Annotated in this window: 29 protein-coding genes; 1 reads left to right on the top strand and 28 read right to left on the bottom strand. The window is 47.7% G+C overall.

Translation table 11 applies throughout. The annotated features are described in order from the left end of the window. Positions 1 to 7 precede the first annotated feature (7 nt). Positions 8 to 595, bottom strand: coding sequence for a KinB-signaling pathway activation protein (locus ACM6JA_RS11585; RefSeq protein ID WP_414852396.1), 588 nt, complete (start codon positions 593 to 595; stop codon positions 8 to 10). A gap of 125 nt (positions 596 to 720) precedes the next feature. On the opposite strand from ACM6JA_RS11585, the gene gerD reads away from it, so the two are divergent. Next, positions 721 to 1,368, top strand: coding sequence for a spore germination lipoprotein GerD (gene gerD, locus ACM6JA_RS11580; RefSeq protein WP_414852395.1), 648 nt, complete (start codon positions 721 to 723; stop codon positions 1,366 to 1,368). A 52-nt stretch (positions 1,369 to 1,420) separates the two neighbouring features. On the opposite strand, the gene ACM6JA_RS11575 is transcribed toward gerD, so the two are convergent. The 27 genes from ACM6JA_RS11575 to rplN all read right to left on the bottom strand — a co-directional run bounded on the left by ACM6JA_RS11575 (position 1,421) and on the right by rplN (position 17,639). Beyond that, positions 1,421 to 2,533, bottom strand: coding sequence for an Mrp/NBP35 family ATP-binding protein (locus ACM6JA_RS11575; RefSeq protein ID WP_414852394.1), 1,113 nt, complete (start codon positions 2,531 to 2,533; stop codon positions 1,421 to 1,423). A 111-nt stretch (positions 2,534 to 2,644) separates the two neighbouring features. Further along, complete coding sequence (cwlD, locus tag ACM6JA_RS11570; protein WP_414852393.1) at positions 2,645 to 3,361, bottom strand: N-acetylmuramoyl-L-alanine amidase CwlD; 717 nt, start codon at positions 3,359 to 3,361, stop codon at positions 2,645 to 2,647. Positions 3,362 to 3,485: 124 nt separating this feature from the next. After that, positions 3,486 to 3,878: a 30S ribosomal protein S9 gene (gene rpsI, locus ACM6JA_RS11565; RefSeq protein ID WP_005828788.1), complete on the bottom strand. Its 393-nt coding sequence runs from the start codon at positions 3,876 to 3,878 to the stop codon at positions 3,486 to 3,488. A gap of 20 nt (positions 3,879 to 3,898) precedes the next feature. After that, positions 3,899 to 4,336 (bottom strand): 50S ribosomal protein L13, encoded by a 438-nt coding sequence (gene rplM, locus ACM6JA_RS11560; protein ID WP_007716295.1) that lies wholly within the window; start codon positions 4,334 to 4,336, stop codon positions 3,899 to 3,901. A 244-nt stretch (positions 4,337 to 4,580) separates the two neighbouring features. Continuing rightward, entirely contained in the window at positions 4,581 to 5,315 is a 735-nt protein-coding gene (gene truA / locus ACM6JA_RS11555) for a tRNA pseudouridine(38-40) synthase TruA (protein ID WP_414852392.1), read from the bottom strand. Then, a complete protein-coding gene (locus ACM6JA_RS11550; protein WP_414852391.1) occupies positions 5,312 to 6,109 on the bottom strand; it encodes an energy-coupling factor transporter transmembrane component T family protein in 798 nt (265 codons plus the stop codon). Before ACM6JA_RS11550 ends, truA begins: the two co-directional genes overlap by 4 nt. Before the next feature lie 2 nt (positions 6,110 to 6,111). Further along, positions 6,112 to 6,984: an energy-coupling factor transporter ATPase gene (locus ACM6JA_RS11545; protein WP_414852390.1), complete on the bottom strand. Its 873-nt coding sequence runs from the start codon at positions 6,982 to 6,984 to the stop codon at positions 6,112 to 6,114. After that, entirely contained in the window at positions 6,960 to 7,811 is an 852-nt protein-coding gene (locus tag ACM6JA_RS11540; protein WP_087341497.1) for an energy-coupling factor transporter ATPase, read from the bottom strand. Before ACM6JA_RS11540 ends, ACM6JA_RS11545 begins: the two co-directional genes overlap by 25 nt. 168 nt (positions 7,812 to 7,979) lie before the next feature. Continuing rightward, positions 7,980 to 8,339, bottom strand: coding sequence for a 50S ribosomal protein L17 (gene rplQ / locus ACM6JA_RS11535; RefSeq protein WP_007716290.1), 360 nt, complete (start codon positions 8,337 to 8,339; stop codon positions 7,980 to 7,982). Positions 8,340 to 8,395: 56 nt separating this feature from the next. After that, entirely contained in the window at positions 8,396 to 9,340 is a 945-nt protein-coding gene (locus ACM6JA_RS11530; protein WP_017247057.1) for a DNA-directed RNA polymerase subunit alpha, read from the bottom strand. Between the two features lie 156 nt (positions 9,341 to 9,496). Next, positions 9,497 to 9,898 (bottom strand): 30S ribosomal protein S11, encoded by a 402-nt coding sequence (gene rpsK, locus ACM6JA_RS11525; protein WP_005828803.1) that lies wholly within the window; start codon positions 9,896 to 9,898, stop codon positions 9,497 to 9,499. A gap of 16 nt (positions 9,899 to 9,914) precedes the next feature. Next, on the bottom strand, positions 9,915 to 10,283 hold the full coding sequence (gene rpsM, locus ACM6JA_RS11520; RefSeq protein WP_007716287.1) for a 30S ribosomal protein S13: 369 nt from the start codon (positions 10,281 to 10,283) through the stop codon (positions 9,915 to 9,917). Between the two features lie 21 nt (positions 10,284 to 10,304). After that, a complete protein-coding gene (gene rpmJ / locus ACM6JA_RS11515) occupies positions 10,305 to 10,418 on the bottom strand; it encodes a 50S ribosomal protein L36 (protein WP_003333770.1) in 114 nt (37 codons plus the stop codon). 34 nt (positions 10,419 to 10,452) lie between these two features. After that, the gene (gene infA, locus ACM6JA_RS11510; RefSeq protein ID WP_003333772.1) at positions 10,453 to 10,671 is read right to left on the bottom strand and encodes a translation initiation factor IF-1; all 219 of its coding nucleotides are present in this window, start codon (positions 10,669 to 10,671) and stop codon (positions 10,453 to 10,455) included. 118 nt (positions 10,672 to 10,789) lie between these two features. Further along, the gene (gene map / locus ACM6JA_RS11505) at positions 10,790 to 11,536 is read right to left on the bottom strand and encodes a type I methionyl aminopeptidase (protein ID WP_414852389.1); all 747 of its coding nucleotides are present in this window, start codon (positions 11,534 to 11,536) and stop codon (positions 10,790 to 10,792) included. Positions 11,537 to 11,542: 6 nt separating this feature from the next. Then, positions 11,543 to 12,187, bottom strand: a complete 645-nt coding sequence (locus tag ACM6JA_RS11500; RefSeq protein WP_007716278.1) for an adenylate kinase — start codon at positions 12,185 to 12,187, stop codon at positions 11,543 to 11,545. Between the two features lie 60 nt (positions 12,188 to 12,247). Next, positions 12,248 to 13,543 (bottom strand): preprotein translocase subunit SecY, encoded by a 1,296-nt coding sequence (gene secY / locus ACM6JA_RS11495; RefSeq protein WP_414852388.1) that lies wholly within the window; start codon positions 13,541 to 13,543, stop codon positions 12,248 to 12,250. Then, entirely contained in the window at positions 13,543 to 13,983 is a 441-nt protein-coding gene (gene rplO, locus ACM6JA_RS11490; RefSeq protein ID WP_007716272.1) for a 50S ribosomal protein L15, read from the bottom strand. The genes secY and rplO overlap by 1 nt, the downstream gene beginning before the upstream one ends. 33 nt (positions 13,984 to 14,016) lie before the next feature. Next, positions 14,017 to 14,202: a 50S ribosomal protein L30 gene (gene rpmD / locus ACM6JA_RS11485; RefSeq protein WP_007716270.1), complete on the bottom strand. Its 186-nt coding sequence runs from the start codon at positions 14,200 to 14,202 to the stop codon at positions 14,017 to 14,019. 16 nt (positions 14,203 to 14,218) lie between these two features. Next, a complete protein-coding gene (gene rpsE / locus ACM6JA_RS11480; protein WP_007716268.1) occupies positions 14,219 to 14,716 on the bottom strand; it encodes a 30S ribosomal protein S5 in 498 nt (165 codons plus the stop codon). Between the two features lie 18 nt (positions 14,717 to 14,734). Continuing rightward, entirely contained in the window at positions 14,735 to 15,097 is a 363-nt protein-coding gene (gene rplR, locus ACM6JA_RS11475) for a 50S ribosomal protein L18 (RefSeq protein ID WP_007716266.1), read from the bottom strand. Positions 15,098 to 15,129: 32 nt separating this feature from the next. Beyond that, positions 15,130 to 15,666 (bottom strand): 50S ribosomal protein L6, encoded by a 537-nt coding sequence (gene rplF, locus ACM6JA_RS11470; RefSeq protein ID WP_007716264.1) that lies wholly within the window; start codon positions 15,664 to 15,666, stop codon positions 15,130 to 15,132. Between the two features lie 35 nt (positions 15,667 to 15,701). Further along, positions 15,702 to 16,100 carry a 30S ribosomal protein S8 gene (rpsH, locus tag ACM6JA_RS11465; protein WP_007716262.1) on the bottom strand — a complete coding sequence of 133 codons (399 nt, stop codon included), beginning with the start codon at positions 16,098 to 16,100 and terminating at the stop codon, positions 15,702 to 15,704. A 27-nt stretch (positions 16,101 to 16,127) separates the two neighbouring features. Beyond that, positions 16,128 to 16,313 (bottom strand): type Z 30S ribosomal protein S14, encoded by a 186-nt coding sequence (locus ACM6JA_RS11460; RefSeq protein ID WP_007716256.1) that lies wholly within the window; start codon positions 16,311 to 16,313, stop codon positions 16,128 to 16,130. A 24-nt stretch (positions 16,314 to 16,337) separates the two neighbouring features. Beyond that, positions 16,338 to 16,880 (bottom strand): 50S ribosomal protein L5, encoded by a 543-nt coding sequence (gene rplE, locus ACM6JA_RS11455; RefSeq protein WP_007716254.1) that lies wholly within the window; start codon positions 16,878 to 16,880, stop codon positions 16,338 to 16,340. Between the two features lie 26 nt (positions 16,881 to 16,906). Further along, entirely contained in the window at positions 16,907 to 17,221 is a 315-nt protein-coding gene (gene rplX / locus ACM6JA_RS11450) for a 50S ribosomal protein L24 (protein ID WP_007716253.1), read from the bottom strand. Between the two features lie 49 nt (positions 17,222 to 17,270). After that, the gene (rplN, locus tag ACM6JA_RS11445; RefSeq protein ID WP_017247050.1) at positions 17,271 to 17,639 is read right to left on the bottom strand and encodes a 50S ribosomal protein L14; all 369 of its coding nucleotides are present in this window, start codon (positions 17,637 to 17,639) and stop codon (positions 17,271 to 17,273) included. Positions 17,640 to 17,675: the final 36 nt, after the last annotated feature.

Raw genomic sequence — 17,675 nt, 5'->3', positions numbered from 1 at the left:
CATTGGGTCAGCTTTCTCTTTTTACCAAACGGTGCAATTGCATGACTTGCCAGACGTTACAAAACAATAATGGGACGAGCATGGACAGAGTGGCACGCACATTATCTTCCTTCAATGCTGGAATCCATTCCAGTGCCGTAACGACAAACATAAAGAAGGTCGTCGGTATCCATGCAGATTTATTGGTCAGACTCACTTTTCCATATGCGGTAACAATAGCGACAATCAATAATAGCATTGGCTCAATAAAGTACGTGCCAAATCCTTTTCCTTCACCGAAGGACGTATAGCGAAGATAAATCATATCGAAAAAGACAAACAAAATAAGAAATACTTGGACGCTTTTCCACAGGGAAGCCGTTTTAAATATCGTTTTAGCGAAATAATTAATCGTCATATACGCAAAAAAACCCATCTGAGCCACAATACTAATGGTCATTCCATACAGTAGATACATGAACAAGCCGACAAAAAAGTTACCGGTGCTTCCCACGAGCAACTTGTCCATATCAAAAATAAGGGCAACCAGGATCCCACCTAATCCCCCAAGCAAGAGCGTGGTAATAAAAAGCCAGCCATACTTACGCAAACTCACCAAGTATTCCCTCCCATCCACATCGAATATGATTGTACCAATGGATACAAGAAAATACTAGCGTAAGAACAAAACAAAATGCACACGTTACTTGTAGGCAGAGTAAAGAAGGAGGTGTCCACCCCATGAGAAAAAAGACGATGTCTTTTTGGTTAACCGCTCTTGTCTGTCTGGTGCTGACCAGTTGCGGGGGTAGCGGACAAGCACAAAGTTCGTCTCAGCCTGATTATAAAAACGTCAAAGACATGGTGCTGGACATATTGCAGACGGACGAAGCTAAGCAATCTGTAAGTAAGATGATGAAGGATGAAAAGTTTAAGCAAAACCTGGTGCTTGACGAGTCGACAGTGCGGACAACTTTGATTCAAAGCATGACGAATCCCAATAGCACGCACATCAAAGAAGCGTTTAAAGACCCTAAGTTTGCAAGCGCTATGGCAAAATCCATGAAAAACGAACAAAAAACGTTAATGAAGGACCTGATGAAGGACCCTGAATACCAAAAAGAGCTCATAAGCGTAATGAAAGACCCTGAGTTTGAGAAAAATTTGATGGACCTGATGAAAAGCTCTGCTTATCGACAACAAACCATGCAAGTGATGAAGGAATCCTTGCAAAGTCCTTTATTCCAGGCTGAACTCATGAAGATCATGACCAAAGTATCCGAGGACATGACAAAACCAAAGGAACTGAAGCCGAAGAAAAAAGGAAAGGGAAAAGAAGGTGGAGGAAGTTCCGGCGGCGGTGGTGGTGGCGGCAACCCTTCTTCCTAAAAAGCAAAGGTGAGCTCTATTGCAGAGCCCACCTTTTTCATCTTCTTGGATATTATTGTTTGACAGCTTCCCCGCATTTTTCTATGACGCGTTTAGCCATATCGATGTAAAGCTGACCAATTTCCGTCTTTTCTCCATAGATGGATGGGGAATAATCAGGTTCAGACGGATGATTATCCGGTTGGCCCAGCGGAATTTGAGCGAGCAGCTCACATGTCAATGTCTCGGCAAGCTTAGCTCCTCCACCACGCCCGAATACGTACTCTTTCGAACCATCCTTTGCTTCGTACCACGCCATGTTTTCCACAATACCGAGGATTTCATGACCGGTCCGCTTTGCCATAGCGCCTGCGCGAGCTGCTACAAACGCTGCAGTAGCATGAGGAGTCGTTACCACAATCTCCATGCTTTGAGGAATCATGGTGTGCACGTCGAGGGCCATATCACCCGTTCCTGGAGGCAAGTCCAGCAAGAGATAGTCCATTTCTTCGCCCCAGTGTACTTCCGTGAAAAAGTTACGCAGCATTTTACCCAACATAGGGCCACGCCAAATGATCGGAGAGTTGTCCTCCACAAAAAAGCCCATGGACATAACCTTTACGTTTTGCTTTTCAACAGGCAGAATGGTTTCACCAATCACAGTTGGACGTTGTTCAATATTCATCATATCGGGCACACTAAAGCCGTAAATGTCTGCGTCGATAATACCCACTTTTTTTCCTAAACGCGCAAGCGCAACGGCCAGGTTCACTGTCACCGTCGATTTTCCGACGCCACCTTTTCCGGAAGTGACCGCGATAAAGGTCGTATTCGAATCCTTCGCCAAGATCGGGTTCAAGAGGGGAGCCTGTCCCGGTGTCATGTTATGTGTTTGTCCACCTTGGTTCTTGCGAAGCTGGGCAGACAGAGCCGCACGTTCCTCGTCTGTCATCGAACCGAATTGCAGGCGTACTTCTTCGGCTCCTAGCGCTTTCACAGCTGCGATAACATCGTCCTCGATCTTGGCTTTGAGTGGACAGCCCGAAATCGTCAGAACGACCGTGAGGCTTACTTTCTTGCCTTCAATATGGATATCCCGAATCATGTTGAGCTCGACCAAGCTACGATTAATTTCAGGGTCTTTTACATCGCGTAGTGCTTCGAGAACCTGTTCTCTGGTCAACATTCTGGTTCACCTCATCTATGATCTTTTCAAACATTTTCATGCTGGTATAACGACAGCGTATGCGCGTTCATTATAGCATATTCGGGCGGTTGGGACACGACCACCACCCTCTTAAGGTGTAATTGGCGCTTTTTCTCCCGAATACTGACGCAAGATCCCCTGATAAATGGCATTCGCCATAGCCTTTTGATATTCAACGCTCTGAAGTCGCTTTGCCTCCTCCGTATTACTTACAAAGCCTACTTCTACCAAAACGGCCGGGCAGTTAACCTCCCGAATCAAGAACACATTGTTCGTCTTACTCGGTACCCGATCTGTATGACCGATCACCCGTTTGATCTCATCTTGTATCAAATAAGAAACTTCTGCGCTCTTTTTGAAGCTAGGGGAATAAAAAGTCTGTGCTCCCGACCATTTCGGAGAAGGGATGGAATTAACGTGTATGCTGACCAAAAAATCCGGTGTACTATCATTGACCAGCCTTACTCGGTTTCGAATATCCTCAGATTTTCGTTTGCGTGCCTGCGCCGCATCTGGACTCGCCAAATCCTTGTCTTCCTCCCTCGTCATAACTACAAACGCTCCTGACTGCTGAAGGAAATCCCGCAAGTACATGCTAATGGCCAAAGTCACTTCTTTCTCAACCACATCCCCGGCTTTGGAAACGGCACCGCCGTCTAAACCCCCATGCCCAGGGTCAATGGCTATGACCGTTCCCGTCAATGGCAGCGACCATGCCTGCCAGGAAGAGCGATCAGGCGCTTCGTAGGTGAACAACAGCATAAGTACCGCAAAAGCCAATATCCAGCCTACTCCTTTTCGTGTCACAGTGTATCGTCCCCTTTGTCCCATTCTCGTTCCATCATATGGACAAACATGGACAAATATACCCGTTTATGAAAAGGAAAAACCCCCTGCCTGCGAACAGACAAGGGGTTGTATCGAACAGCAATTAGCGCTTGGAGAATTGAGGTGCGCGACGAGCTGCTTTCAAGCCGTATTTCTTACGCTCTTTCATACGAGGGTCGCGAGTCAGGAAGCCAGCGCGTTTCAGAGCGCCGCGCAGTTCCGGATCTGCTTTCAGCAGAGCGCGAGCAACGCCGTGACGGATTGCACCAGCTTGACCAGTGGTTCCACCGCCGTTTACGTTAACCAATACATCGTAACGACCAAGAGTTTCAGTCAGAACGAGTGGTTGTTTTACGATCAATTTCAGTGTTTCCAAACCAAAGTAAGTATCCATTTCACGCTTGTTGATCACAATGCGACCTTCACCTGGAACCAGGCGAACGCGTGCTACGGAGTGCTTACGACGACCTGTACCGTAGTATTGTACTTGTGCCACGTATATTTCCTCCCTTTACCTTAACCGCGAATTTGCCAAACTTCTGGTTTTTGTGCTGCGTGTGGATGCTCAGTTCCAGCGTATACTTTCAGCTTGGTGAACATTTGACGTCCCAGGCTGTTTTTAGGCAGCATGCCTTTTACCGCCAGTTCGAACATACGATCTGGTCTCTTGTTCAGCATTGCGCCAGCAGTGGTCTTTTTCAAACCACCTGGATACAGGGAGTGAGTGTAGTAAATTTTGTCATTCAGTTTGTTACCAGTCAATTTCACTTTGTCAGCGTTGAGTACGATTACGAAATCGCCAGCGTCAACGTGAGGAGTGAATTCTGGTTTCAATTTTCCGCGCAGGATTGAAGCTACTTCGCTCGCCAGACGACCCAGCGTTTGGCCTTCAGCGTCAACGATGTACCATTTGCGCTCAACTTCGAGCGGTTTCGCCATATATGTGGTACGCATTTTTGTCCCTCCTAAATATCTTACCTAACACACTTATAACCAAAACAACCGAAACTTGCAATGGAAGATAATTGCTGTTACGGGTGAGCAACTCTTCCAGGTGTTCCATGTAATCACGATCTTGTTTTTCAATCCCGGGGCTAGAGTGGGGCTAGGCGGGGTTAAAATACCAAGGAATATCGTACTACATAGACGCCCTATAGTCAAGTGCTGCTCGTTCGTCTAATAGTTGGAAATCAGAGAACTAGTAGACAACTTCCCACATGGTCAGACCCTTGGCTGGTGCTGTCTTCCCTGCCTTTTCCCGATCGCATGCGGCGAGGATTTCCCTCAGTTCAGCAGGATTTCTTTTTCCTTGCCCTACTTCAACCAAAGTCCCCACAATAATTCGAACCATGTTGTACAAAAAACCGTTGCCTCGGCATGTCACCCATACCTCGTCTCCGTTTTTTTCCACGGTGAGCCCGTACACAGTCCGAACCTTGTCCTCGACGAATGTCTTTGCCGAGCAAAAGGAAGTAAAATCATATTCACCCACCAAATAATGAGCAGCCTGCTGCATCGCGTCCACATCTAACGGAAACCGGATATGGTCGGCGTAACGATGTCGAAATACATCTGCCACTGGATTATTGTCGATGCAATATCGATATTCTTTTACTTGCACGTCAAAACGCGCATGAAAAGAGGCATCGACCTCTTCGACTGTCCGAATGACAATAGAATCCGGCAACTGATTGTTCAACACAAACCGCCATTTATCCATCGGAATGTTACTCGACGTGTCAAAGTGAATCACTTGACCGCGTGCATGAACACCCGCATCTGTCCGGCCTGAACCGAAAACTTGGATATCCTCTCCGGTAACCCGATTCAATGCGGCTTCAATTTCACCCTGGACCGTTACTTGATCTGGCTGTACCTGAAAACCGCTGAAGTCAGTTCCGTCATATGCCAATACACATCGCAGTCTCTTCATGTACGCCACCATCCAATCACGATTACCAAGATCACACTCACAACAGCTACGATTCCATCACGCCAAGTGAACGTCAGCTTATTTAGCCGCGTTCTCCCCACTCCCCCACGATAGCCACGAGCTTCCATCGCCAAAGCCAGCTCTTCAGCACGCCGAAACGCACTAACGAACAATGGGATAGCGATCGGAATCAGGTTCTTGGCTCTGCGTACGAGACTTCCACTGGTGAAATTGGCTCCTCTGGCAGTCTGTGCCTTGATGATTTTATCCGTTTCTTCCATCAGGGTCGGAATGAACCGGAGTGCAATTGACATCATCAGGGCTATATCATGAACCGGTATGCCGATCTTCCCTAGTGGTCCTAGTAAACGCTCCAAACCTTCCGTCAAATCGATTGGAGAGGTGGTCAGTGTGAGCAAGGAACTAATGAGAATCAAAAGTCCCAAGCGCAAAGAAATGAAGATCGCCTGGCGAACTCCTTGTTCTTCTACTGTAAACCATCCCCACTGAAAGTAGACCGTTCCGCCTTTCGTGATAAAAATATGCAAGACGACGGTAAATAAAATCAGGATCCAGACTGGCTTTAAGCTGTTTAATATATAGGACAATGAAAGCCTAGAAAGAAGTGCAGCATACAAGGTAAAACCAATGAGTATGGCGTATGTTACCGTATTGTTAGCCAGAAAAATCAAGGTAGCAAAAAGGATGATGAAGAGAAGCTTGCTTCGCGGATCTGCACGATGTAAAAAAGATTGCCCTGGTACGTATTGACCAATTGCGATATTCTGCAGCATGCCTAGCCCTCCTTTGGTACGGACAGTCGTTCCAGCAGATGGGCAATCAGCTCTTCCTCCCGATAAAGGGAGCTCGGCAGACTAGCCTTGTCCGGCAGCATTTGATTCATTTGCGCTACGAGAGCCACCGTTTCCGGTACATCCAATGACAGCTCTCGGAGACGATCCACTTGCATGAATACTTCCTCCGGCTTCCCCTGCAAAGCTACTTGACCTTGTGCCATCACAAGCAAATAGTCTGCGTAGCGGGCTGCCTCTTCCATGCTGTGCGTTACCAATAGTGTCGTGAGGTTTTGTTCCCGATGAATCCGGTAGATCCCTTCCAGAATCGTTACTCGTCCCGCAGGATCAAGACCCGCAGTTGGTTCATCCAATACCAGAACCTTGGGCTGCATGGCAAGAACACCAGCCAAAGCAACACGTCGCATTTGCCCGCCACTCAAATGAAACGGCGAACGATCCTTGATCGTGGCATAATCCAGACCGACAATTTCAAGGGACTCCTTTACGCGCGCTTCCACCATTTCCGTTGGCAAGTCAAAATTGAGCGGTCCAAAAGCAACATCCTTCGCAACCGTTTCTTCAAACAACTGATGTTCAGGATATTGAAAGACGAGCCCAATAGCGCGCCTTTGAGCATGGGGTAATCGCCGCTTTGGAGTAATGACCGCATCACCCAGGGTAATCTGCCCTGTACTAGGCATCAGCAACCCGTTCAAGTGCTGAATCAGCGTTGACTTACCCGAGCCCGTGTGGCCAATAATTCCGACAAACGAACCGGATGGAATCGTCAGCGAAATATTGTGTAAGGCAACTCTTTCGAACGGTGTTCCCTTTGCGTAGATATGGCTTACTTGGTCAAAAGTAATTTGCATACGTGCTCCACCAGCTCCTCTTGATGCAGGACAAACGGTATATCAATCCCTTTGGAATGAAGTGCGTGTCGCAGTCGAACGGCAAATGGCACATCCAGCCCCACCTGTTTCAATCGATCTACCTCATTAAACACTTCACTCGGCTTACCTTCCATCAGGACTTCACCCGCATTCATGACGATGACCTTATCCGAATAGATGGCTTCTTCCGGAAAATGGGTAATGTTAATGATCGTGAGTCCCTCGTCACGGTTCAGTTGACGAGCCAGATTCAGCACTTCCATTCTCCCTTGTGGATCAAGCATCGCTGTCGCTTCATCCAAGATGATGACAGAAGGACGCATCGCCATAATCCCTGCGATCGCCACTCGTTGCTTTTGACCTCCAGACAGACGATGTGGTTGTGCCTGTAAATAAGACTCCATCCCTACAGAAACGAGCGCCTCATCAATACGATCTCGCATCTCTTTGGGGTCCACACCCATGTTTTCTAGGCCAAAGGCGACATCATCTTCCACTGTAGCCCCAACAATCTGATTGTCCGGGTTCTGAAAGACCATGCCCACATGTCGTCGAATTTCCCAAAGCTGCTCCCCATCTTTCGTATCCATTCCACCGATAAGTACTGTGCCGCCTTCTGGAAGCAACAGGGCATTCATCAGCTTTGCCATCGTTGATTTGCCGGAACCGTTGTGACCCAGTACGGATACAAAGGAACCTTTTTGAATGGTAAGGTCAACACCTTGTAATACCGGAACCCGTTGGCCATCCTCACCATCGTAGATATAAGAAACATCTCGCAATGCCAGCAGGTTATCTTCATTCATGAGGCATTCACAACCTCCCCAGCCTTCACAGGGAACTGACTAGCAGGATTTCGATGAGAAAGGAAAAAAGGGTTGAATCAGAGTCCAGCCTATGACCAGATCTGCCCCCACCCTTTTCGCGGTAATCTACCAGGCTTAAAACCTGAGTAAACGACCAGCTTACATGTATTAAACGAATTCGATGTACGCCATTGGAGCAGCGTCGCCACGGCGAGGGCCGGTTTTCAGGATACGAGTGTATCCACCGTTGCGCTCTTTGAAGCGAGGTGCGATTTCATCGAACAGTTTTTGAACAGCATCGCGGCCTTCAGTATTCGCAACTTCTTTGCGAACGAAAGCAGCAACTTGACGGCGAGCATGCAGATCGCCACGTTTCGCGAGCGTGATCATTTTTTCAGCGATTGGGCGCAGTTCTTTCGCCTTCATCTCTGTAGTTTCGATGCGCTCGTTGATGATCAGGTCTGTTACCAAGTCGCGGAACAGCGCTTTACGAGCTGAGCTACGACGACCCAATTTACGTTGTGCCATGTGGTTTACCTCCCTCTTAATCGAGAGAACAAAAGTTTGCTTCTTGGTTTGCTATTCTAGTCGTCGCTGCGCAGGGACAGGCCCAGCTCAGCTAACTTTTCTTGAACTTCTTCAAGAGATTTGCGCCCCAGATTGCGTACTTTCATCATGTCCTCTTCGGTCTTCTGCGTCAGCTCTTGCACGGTATTAATACCGGCACGCTTCAAGCAGTTGTAGGAACGAACAGAAAGGTCAAGCTCTTCGATAGTCATCTCCAAGACTTTCTCTTTCTTGTCCTCTTCCTTCTCTACCATGATTTCTGCATCCTTCGCCTCGTCAGTCAGACCGACAAACAGGTTCAGGTGCTCCGTCATGATTTTAGCGCCGAGACTTACGGCTTCTTCCGGACTGATGCTACCGTTAGTCCAAACCTCAAGTGTCAACTTATCATAGTTGGTCATTTGCCCTACACGGGTATTTTCCACTTGATAGTTAACGCGCTTGATAGGCGTGTAGATCGAATCAATCGGAATCACACCAATAGGCAGATCCTCAGATTTGTTTCCGTCAGATTGAACATAACCACGACCACGTCCAGCTGTCATGCGGATATGCAGACGACCGCCATTGGCCAACGTTGCAATATGAAGATCAGGGTTTAAGACCTCCACATCACTGTCAGCACGGATATCTCCCGCTTTGACAACGCCTTCGCCTTCTGCATCGATCTCGATTACTTTTTCTTCATCGGAATGGATCTTCAGCGCCAAGCCTTTGATGTTCAGGATGATCTCGGTTACATCTTCAACGACGCCTTCAATCGTGGAGAATTCGTGAAGAACCCCATCGATTTGAACAGTACGAACTGCCGCGCCTGGCAAGGACGAAAGAAGAATTCGTCTCAGCGAGTTGCCAAGGGTAGTTCCGTATCCGCGCTCTAGAGGTTCTACAACAAACTTTCCATACGAGTTGTCGTCGCTAACTTCCACAACCTCGATTTTTGGTTTTTCTATTTCTATCATTAAACAAACCCTCCTTCAAAACGTCGAAATCCTTGGGTGGGCCGCATACGTGCCCACTCAGGAATTTCCCCGGCGGTTTACCGTTTGCGTGCATGACAAGCTATAAATCAGAATTTACCATTCTAGTATGGACATGTTCTGAACGATATAAACCAGTTACACGCGGCGACGTTTTGGTGGACGGCAACCGTTGTGCGGAATTGGCGTCACGTCTTTAATCATGTTCACTTCAAGACCAGTTGCTTGCAGGGAACGGATCGCAGCTTCACGACCAGCACCTGGGCCTTTTACTGATACTTCAAGGGAACGCATACCGTGTTCCATAGCAACGCGTGCAGCCGCTTCAGCAGCCATTTGCGCAGCAAATGGCGTGCTTTTGCGGGAGCCTTTGAAGCCGAGGGAACCAGCACTGGACCAAGAGATCGCGTTACCGTGTGGATCCGTGATAGTGACGATCGTATTGTTGAAAGTTGAGCGGATGTGTGCTACGCCGACTTCAACATTCTTACGGTCACGACGACGGGTACGAGTTGCTGTAGCTTGTTTTCTTTTCGCCATGTCAGATTACCCTCCTTTACTTCTTCTTGTTTGCTACTGTACGGCGTGGACCTTTACGCGTACGAGCATTTGTTTTAGAACGTTGACCGCGAACTGGAAGTCCACGACGATGACGGATGCCACGGAAGCAACCGATTTCCATCAGACGCTTGATGTTGAGGGAGATCTCACGACGGAGGTCACCTTCCACCTTCACAGTTTTGTCGATGTACTCACGAAGTTTGTTTACTTCGTCTTCTGTCAGATCGCGAACACGAGTGTTAGCGTCTACGCCAGTGGCGGACAGAACTTTTTGAGACGTGGGGCGGCCAATACCAAAAATGTAGGTAAGAGCAACTTCAACGCGTTTTTCGCGCGGCAAGTCTACGCCTGCAATACGTGCCATGTGTCAAAAGCACCTCCTTGTTTACCCTTGTTTTTGCTTATGCTTCGGATTTTCACAAATAACCATTACGTTACCTTTGCGACGGATAACCTTGCATTTCTCGCAGATCGGTTTAACCGAAGGTCTCACTTTCATGGTTCTTGCCTCCCTTTTCTAGGGGTTTTGCTTACTATTTATAGCGGTACGTAATACGTCCGCGGGTTAAGTCGTACGGCGACAGTTCAACAGTTACTTTATCCCCCGGCAGGATACGGATAAAGTGCATGCGGATTTTTCCAGAGACGTGAGCAAGGACTTTATGTCCATTCTCTAATTCTACTCGAAACATAGCATTTGGCAAAGGTTCGATTACCGTACCTTCCACCTCAATTACATCATCTTTTGCCATGGTAAACTCTCCTTTCTTCTGCTCTTCAGTCGGCCCATGAGTTTTGCGAAATGATCACACAACGAACTTATCGTCGACACGTTGGACGACAATCCCGAACCATTCGGAACTACCGTTTTTATGTCCGTGTAAAAATCTCATAGCCATCTTCCGTAATCGCGATGGTGTGTTCAAAATGAGCACAAGTTTTCCGATCCACTGTTACTACCGTCCAATTGTCCTCCAATGTGCGGACATAACGTTCGCCGGCATTTACCATTGGCTCAATTGCCAACACCATGCCTGGTTTTAACCGCGGTCCTCGATCAGGAGGCCCGTAGTTAGGAACCTGCGGATCTTCGTGCAAGTTTTGCCCGATCCCATGCCCCACATACTCGCGAACGAGTGTGAAGCCGGCAGCTTCTGCATGAACCTGAATCCCATGAGAGATATCGGATAAGCGTCCACCCGGTACAGCTTTTTCAAGCCCCTTGTACAACGACTCTTCCGTTACTCTGAGCAGATTCTGGTTTTCTGCTGAAATCTTACCGACCGGATACGTCCAAGCGGAGTCGCCATGGTAACCCTGAAACTGGGCACCAATGTCGATACTGATAATGTCTCCTTCTTGCAACGCCCGTTTACCTGGGATCCCGTGTACGAGTTCTTCATTGACTGAAGCACAGATACTTCCTGGAAAGCCACCATAGCCTTTAAACGATGGAATTGCTCCCATGCTTCGAATAAAGGTCTCGGCAATTTCGTCTAGCTGCTTCGTCGTGACACCAGGCTTGATCGCCTTGGCCAGTTCTTGATGGGTGAGTGCGACGATACGACCAGCTTCGCGCATAACCTCAAGTTCTGCTTTCGACTTTAGGATAATCATTCGCAATTACCCTCGCAACAAAGACTTAATTTCCGCAAACACTACCTGGATATCTTGTTCTCCATCGATATCTCGCAGAAGTTCCTGTGCGGAGTAGTAGTCGATAAGTGGCTGTGTTTGAGCGATATTTACGTCAAGGCGTTGTGTTACCACTTCGATCTTGTCGTCATCACGCTGATACAGCTTACCACCATCTTTATCACATACGCCAGCCTCTTTTGGAGGATTGAACATCGTGTGATAGCTAGCACCGCAAACAGGGCAGATCCAGCGACCGGTCAGACGTTCAATCAATTGCTCGCGTTGAACGTTGATGTTAATTACATGGTCAATTTCGCGTCCCAGCTCTTTTACTGTAGCTGTCAACGCTTCCGCCTGAGGAACTGTGCGCGGAAAACCATCTAAGAGGAATCCCTTTTCGCAGTCATCCATCGAAAGGCGCTCCCGCACAATACCAATGACGACCTCGTCTGGGACGAGATGACCTTTATCCATGTAGGATTTAGCCTCTAGTCCGAGCGGCGTTTCGTTTTTGACCGCAGCTCGGAACATGTCGCCAGTCGAAATGTGCGGGATGTCAAACTCTTTTACGATACGTTCTGCCTGTGTCCCTTTACCGGCTCCAGGCAGTCCCATCAGAATTATATTCACGTCCATTCCCTCCGTCCCATCAAAAAAGCTACAGAAGCTTTTCTGTAAACATCTAAGTCATTACTTGATAAACCCTTGGTAGTGGCGTTTGATCATCTGACTTTCAATCTGCTTCATTGTATCCAAGCATACCCCAACCACGATCAACAGCGATGTACCGCCGATGTAAATGGATTGCGGCAAGTTTGCAATACTACCGAAGAAGAATGGCAAAATCGCAATCAGCATCAAGAACAAAGCGCCCGCCAATGTTAACCGGTTTAATGTACGAGTAATGAATACCTCAGTGTTTTTACCAGGTCGGATACCAGGAATGTAACCACCATTTTTTCTCATGTTTTCTGCCATTTGTACAGGGTTGATCTGTACGAATGTGTAGAAGTAGGTGAATCCGAGAATCAAGATAGCGTAGAGCGTCATTCCTAATGGTTGGTTGACTTGGAAGTTCTGATAAATCCAGTTAGCAAATCCTTGTCCGGATGCATCCACCCAGAACTGAGCAAGCGTTGACGGGAACATTACCAGCGATACCGCAAAGATAACAGGAATAACACCAGCAGAGTTGATTTTCAACGGAATGTGGGTAGATTGACCACCGTACATTTTGCGTCCAACCACTCGTTTCGCATATTGCACTGGAATCTTACGAAGACCTTGCTGCATAAAGATAACCCCGACAATAATGGCGAGGACCACCAATAGGATAAGCAGAACTTTGACGATGCTGAAAAAGATGTTTACAGATGGGTCACCAAACATCGTGGTGTAAATCGTCGTAGCTGCATTAGGCAGTCCAGCAACGATCCCGGCAACGATCAGGATCGAAATCCCGTTACCGATACCCTTCTCCGTAATCTGCTCCCCCATCCACATCATGAATGCGGTCCCAGCTGTCAAAGTCAACGCAATGAGTGCATAGCTGCTAACCGACGTGTCGTTTAGCAAACCAGGCGCCATATTGTTGAATCCAATCGTCATCCCTACAGACTGAATCAAACCAAGGATAATTGTAGCGTAACGGGTAACAGTGGCAATCTTGCGACGGCCAACTTCCCCTTCACGAGCCCATTGCGTAAGCTTAGGCACAACATCCATGGACATCAGCTGCATGATAATCGATGCCGTAATGTACGGCATGATACCCATGGCAAAAATCGAGAAGTTATGCAGTGCTCCACCTGAGAAGGTGTTCAACAAGCCCAGTAATTGGTTTGTGTTCTGCTGAAACAACTCGACGTTTACGTTAGGAACTGGCACATAGCTTCCGATACGGAAAACAACCAGCATCATGAGCGTAAAAAGGATCTTACTACGCAAGTCGCTAATCTTAAAAATGTTAGTTAAGGACGCTAACATTAGATCACCTCGGTTGTTCCACCGACTTGAGCGATCTTCTCAGCAGCAGCTCCGGAGAACTTGTGAGCTTTTACAGTCAGCTTCACAGTCAGTTCACCGTTAGCAAGAACCTTAACACCATCGCGCAGCGCACTGATAACACCAGTTTCTTTCAACAGTTCAGGTGTTACTACAGTGCCCTCTTCGAAACGGTTCAGCGCGTCCAAGCTAACAATCGCAAATTCTTTGCGGCTGATGTTAGTGAAACCACGCTTAGGCAGACGACGGTACAATGGGTTTTGACCACCCTCGAAACCAGGGCGAACACCGCCACCAGAACGAGCGTTTTGACCTTTGTGACCTTTACCAGCAGTTTTGCCAGTACCGCTACCAATACCGCGACCGATGCGCTTACGAGTGTGACGGGATCCTTCTGCAGGTTGCAGTTCATGCAATTTCATACGTTGCACCTCCTAACTAATTGAGATGTTCAATTAAGCTTCTACTTCTTTCACTTCAACCAAGTGCTTCACTTTGAAAACCATTCCACGGATTGCAGCGTTATCTTCCTTCACTACAGTGGAGTTGATTTTGCGAAGACCCAGAGCTTTTACAGTGTCTTGTTGGTCAACAGTGCGACCAATCAAGCTGCGTTTGAGGGTGATTTGCAATTTTGCCATTTTCATTCCCTCCTTATTAACCCAACAACTCGTCAACAGTCTTACCGCGCAATTTCGCGACATCTTCCGCTGTTTTCAGACGGCCGAGGCCTTCCAGCGTAGCGTTGACCATGTTGATAGGATTGTTGGAACCAAGAGACTTACTCAAAATATCGCCTACACCAGCCAGTTCGAGTACGGCACGAACAGGTCCACCAGCGATAACTCCTGTACCAGGGGCAGCAGGCTTGATGAGAACCTTACCTGCGCCAAATTGGCACAGTACTTGGTGTGGAACAGTTGTCCCTCTCATCGGTACACGAATCAATTTTTTCTTAGCATCGTCAATCGCTTTGCGAATAGCGTCTGGAACTTCTTGAGCTTTACCCATACCAGCACCTACGTGGCCGTTACGGTCTCCCACAACAACCAAGGCGCTGAAGCTCATGCGACGTCCACCTTTAACCGTTTTTGCTACACGGTTAACTGCGACTACTTTTTCTTCGAGCTCTAATTTGCTAGGGTCGATACGCATTCCTTACCCTCCTTGTTGTTAGAATTGCAGACCAGCTTCACGAGCTGCTTCTGCCAGTGCTTTAATACGTCCATGATAGATGTAACCACCGCGGTCAAAAATCACTTCAGTCGCACCTTTTTCTTGTGCACGCTTAGCGATCAGTGTGCCAACAGCTGTAGCAGCTTCCACGTTAGCGCCATTATTCAGGCCCAGCTCTTTATCCAAAGAAGATGCAGATACCAATGTTGCTCCTGTTGCATCGTCGATCAATTGAGCGTAGATGTGCTTAGAAGAACGGAATACGTTCAGACGCGGGCGAATGGTTGAACCAATCACGCGTTTGCGGATTCGCAGATGACGTTTTTTCCGAGCTTTGTTTTTATCAGCTTTCGTAAACATTAAGCGGCCTCCTTTCTCATGAAGCTAGAAGCTTATTTACCTTTTTTACCTTCTTTACGACGAACCACTTCGTTGTTGTAACGAATACCTTTACCTTTGTAAGGCTCAGGTTTGCGCAGGGAACGAATCTCAGCAGCAACTTGGCCTACACGCTCTTTGTTGATACCTTTAACAATCAGAGTCGTTTGGTTAGGTACGTCGATTTCGATACCCTCTTCTGGAGTAACTTCCACTGGGTGGGAGAAACCAAGAGAGAGAGTAACGCCGTTGCCAGTTTTGGCAGCACGGTAACCTACACCGACCAATTCCAGGGTACGAGTGAAGCCTTCAGATACGCCATTTACCATGTTGGCAACCAGCGCACGAGTCGTACCATGCAGGGAACGGTGAAGTTTGTTATCGCTTGGACGCTCTACTACTACTTCGTTTTCAGCGATGTTGATTTTGATATCTTCATGGAAGCTACGAACGAGTTGACCCTTAGGGCCTTTTACCGTCAGCTCAGTACCGTTCAGAGTGAGGGTAACGCCTGCAGGGACCACGATCGGTTTTCTACCGACACGAGACATGTGGTGCACCTCCTGTGCTATTTACAATCTGTTAATTACCAAATGTATGCGAGAACTTCTCCACCAACGTGTGCTTGACGAGCTTGCTTGTCAGTCATTACACCAGTGGATGTAGAGATGATCGCGCAACCGAGACCACCCAAAACCTTAGGTACTTCATTGTTCTTTGCATAAACACGAAGTCCTGGCTTGGAGATACGTTTCAGACCTGTGATGACGCGCTCGTTGCTCGCACCATATTTCAGGAATACGCGGATGATTCCTTGTTTGTTGTCTTCAACAAACTCCGCATCGCGGATGAAGCCTTCTTCTTTCAGAATGCGCGCGATTTCCTTCTTGATGGTGGACGCCGGGATTTCCACTTTCTCGTGGCGAACCATGTTGGCGTTACGAATTCGTGTCAACATATCTGCGATTGGATCAGTCATAACCATGAGAGAAAACCTCCTTCCCGTTTCAAATTACCAGCTTGCTTTTTTCACGCCTGGAATTTGACCTTTATAAGCAAGTTCACGGAAGCAAATACGGCAGAGTTTGAATTTACGCAATACGGAGTGAGGACGTCCGCAACGCTCGCAACGAGTGTACGCGCGTACTGCAAACTTCGGCTCCCGCTGTTGCTTGATGATCATTGATTTCTTTGCCACATTCTTCCCTCCTTACGAGTGGGTTTATTTACGGAATGGCATACCCATTTGAGTCAGCAACTCACGAGCTTCCTCATCCGTTTTCGCGGAAGTAACAATAACGATGTCCATACCACGAACTTTATCAATTTTATCGTACTCGATCTCAGGGAAGATCAGTTGTTCCTTCAGACCAAGTGTGTAGTTACCGCGACCGTCAAAAGCCTTGGAAGAAATTCCACGGAAGTCACGAACACGCGGGAGAGATACGTTCATCAATTTGTCGAGGAAGTGGTACATACGCTCGCCGCGCAGAGTAACCTTCGCACCGATCGGCATACCTTCACGCAATTTGAAACCCGCGATGGATTTCTTAGCCTTTGTTACTACAGGCTTTTGACCAGCGATGATTTGCAGGTCTTCAATTGCAGTATCCAAGGACTTAGCGTTCGCTACCGCTTCGCCAACACCCATATTGATGATGATCTTTTCTACTTTCGGCACTTGCATGATGGAAGTGTAGTTGAACTTGCTCATCAAACCAGGCACGATTTCGCTCGTATACTTTTCTTTCAATCTTGTTGCCATCTAGGATATCCTCCTTTCCAACCTGACTACTTGTCGAGTACTTCGCCAGACTTTTTCGCGTACCGAACTTTCTTGCCGTTATCCAAAACTTTGTAACCGATGCGAGTAGCTTTTCCGGACTTCGGATCGATCAAAGACACGTTGGATACGTGAATAGCTGCTTCTTGAGTCACAATGCCACCTTGCGGGTTAGCTTGGGACGGACGGCTATGTTTCTTCACGAGGTTGATACCTTCAACCAGAACGCGTTCTTTCTTTGGATAAGCAGCGAGAACGCGACCTTTTTTGCCTTTATCTTTGCCCGCATTTACGATAACAGTGTCGCCTTTTTTAACGTGCATCGCTTGGTGCACCTCCTATCGAACAAACTGCCTGAGTTTTGCCGTTCAATTAGATAACCTCTGGAGCCAGAGAGATGATCTTCATGAAATCCTTGTCGCGGAGCTCACGAGCCACAGGTCCAAAGATACGAGTTCCACGAGGGGATTGATCGTCTTTGATAACTACAGCTGCATTCTCATCGAACTTGATGTAAGAACCATCGTTACGACGAACGCCACTTGCTGTGCGTACTACAACCGCTTTAACTACTTGACCTTTCTTGACAACGCCGCCGGGTGTAGCGGATTTTACGGAGCACACGATAACATCCCCGATGTTCGCCGTTTTGCGACCGGAACCACCCAGAACCTTGATGCACATGAGTTCCTTAGCACCGGAGTTGTCAGCAACAGCCAATCTCGTTTGAGTTTGGATCATTTACTGTTCCTCCTTTCGGATTTATCTATCCGAAAA

The sequence above is a fragment of the Brevibacillus sp. IT-7CA2 genome (assembly GCF_949767855.1).
Classification (GTDB): Bacteria; Bacillota; Bacilli; order Brevibacillales; family Brevibacillaceae; genus Brevibacillus.
This window is presented reverse-complemented; position numbering and strand designations above follow the sequence as displayed.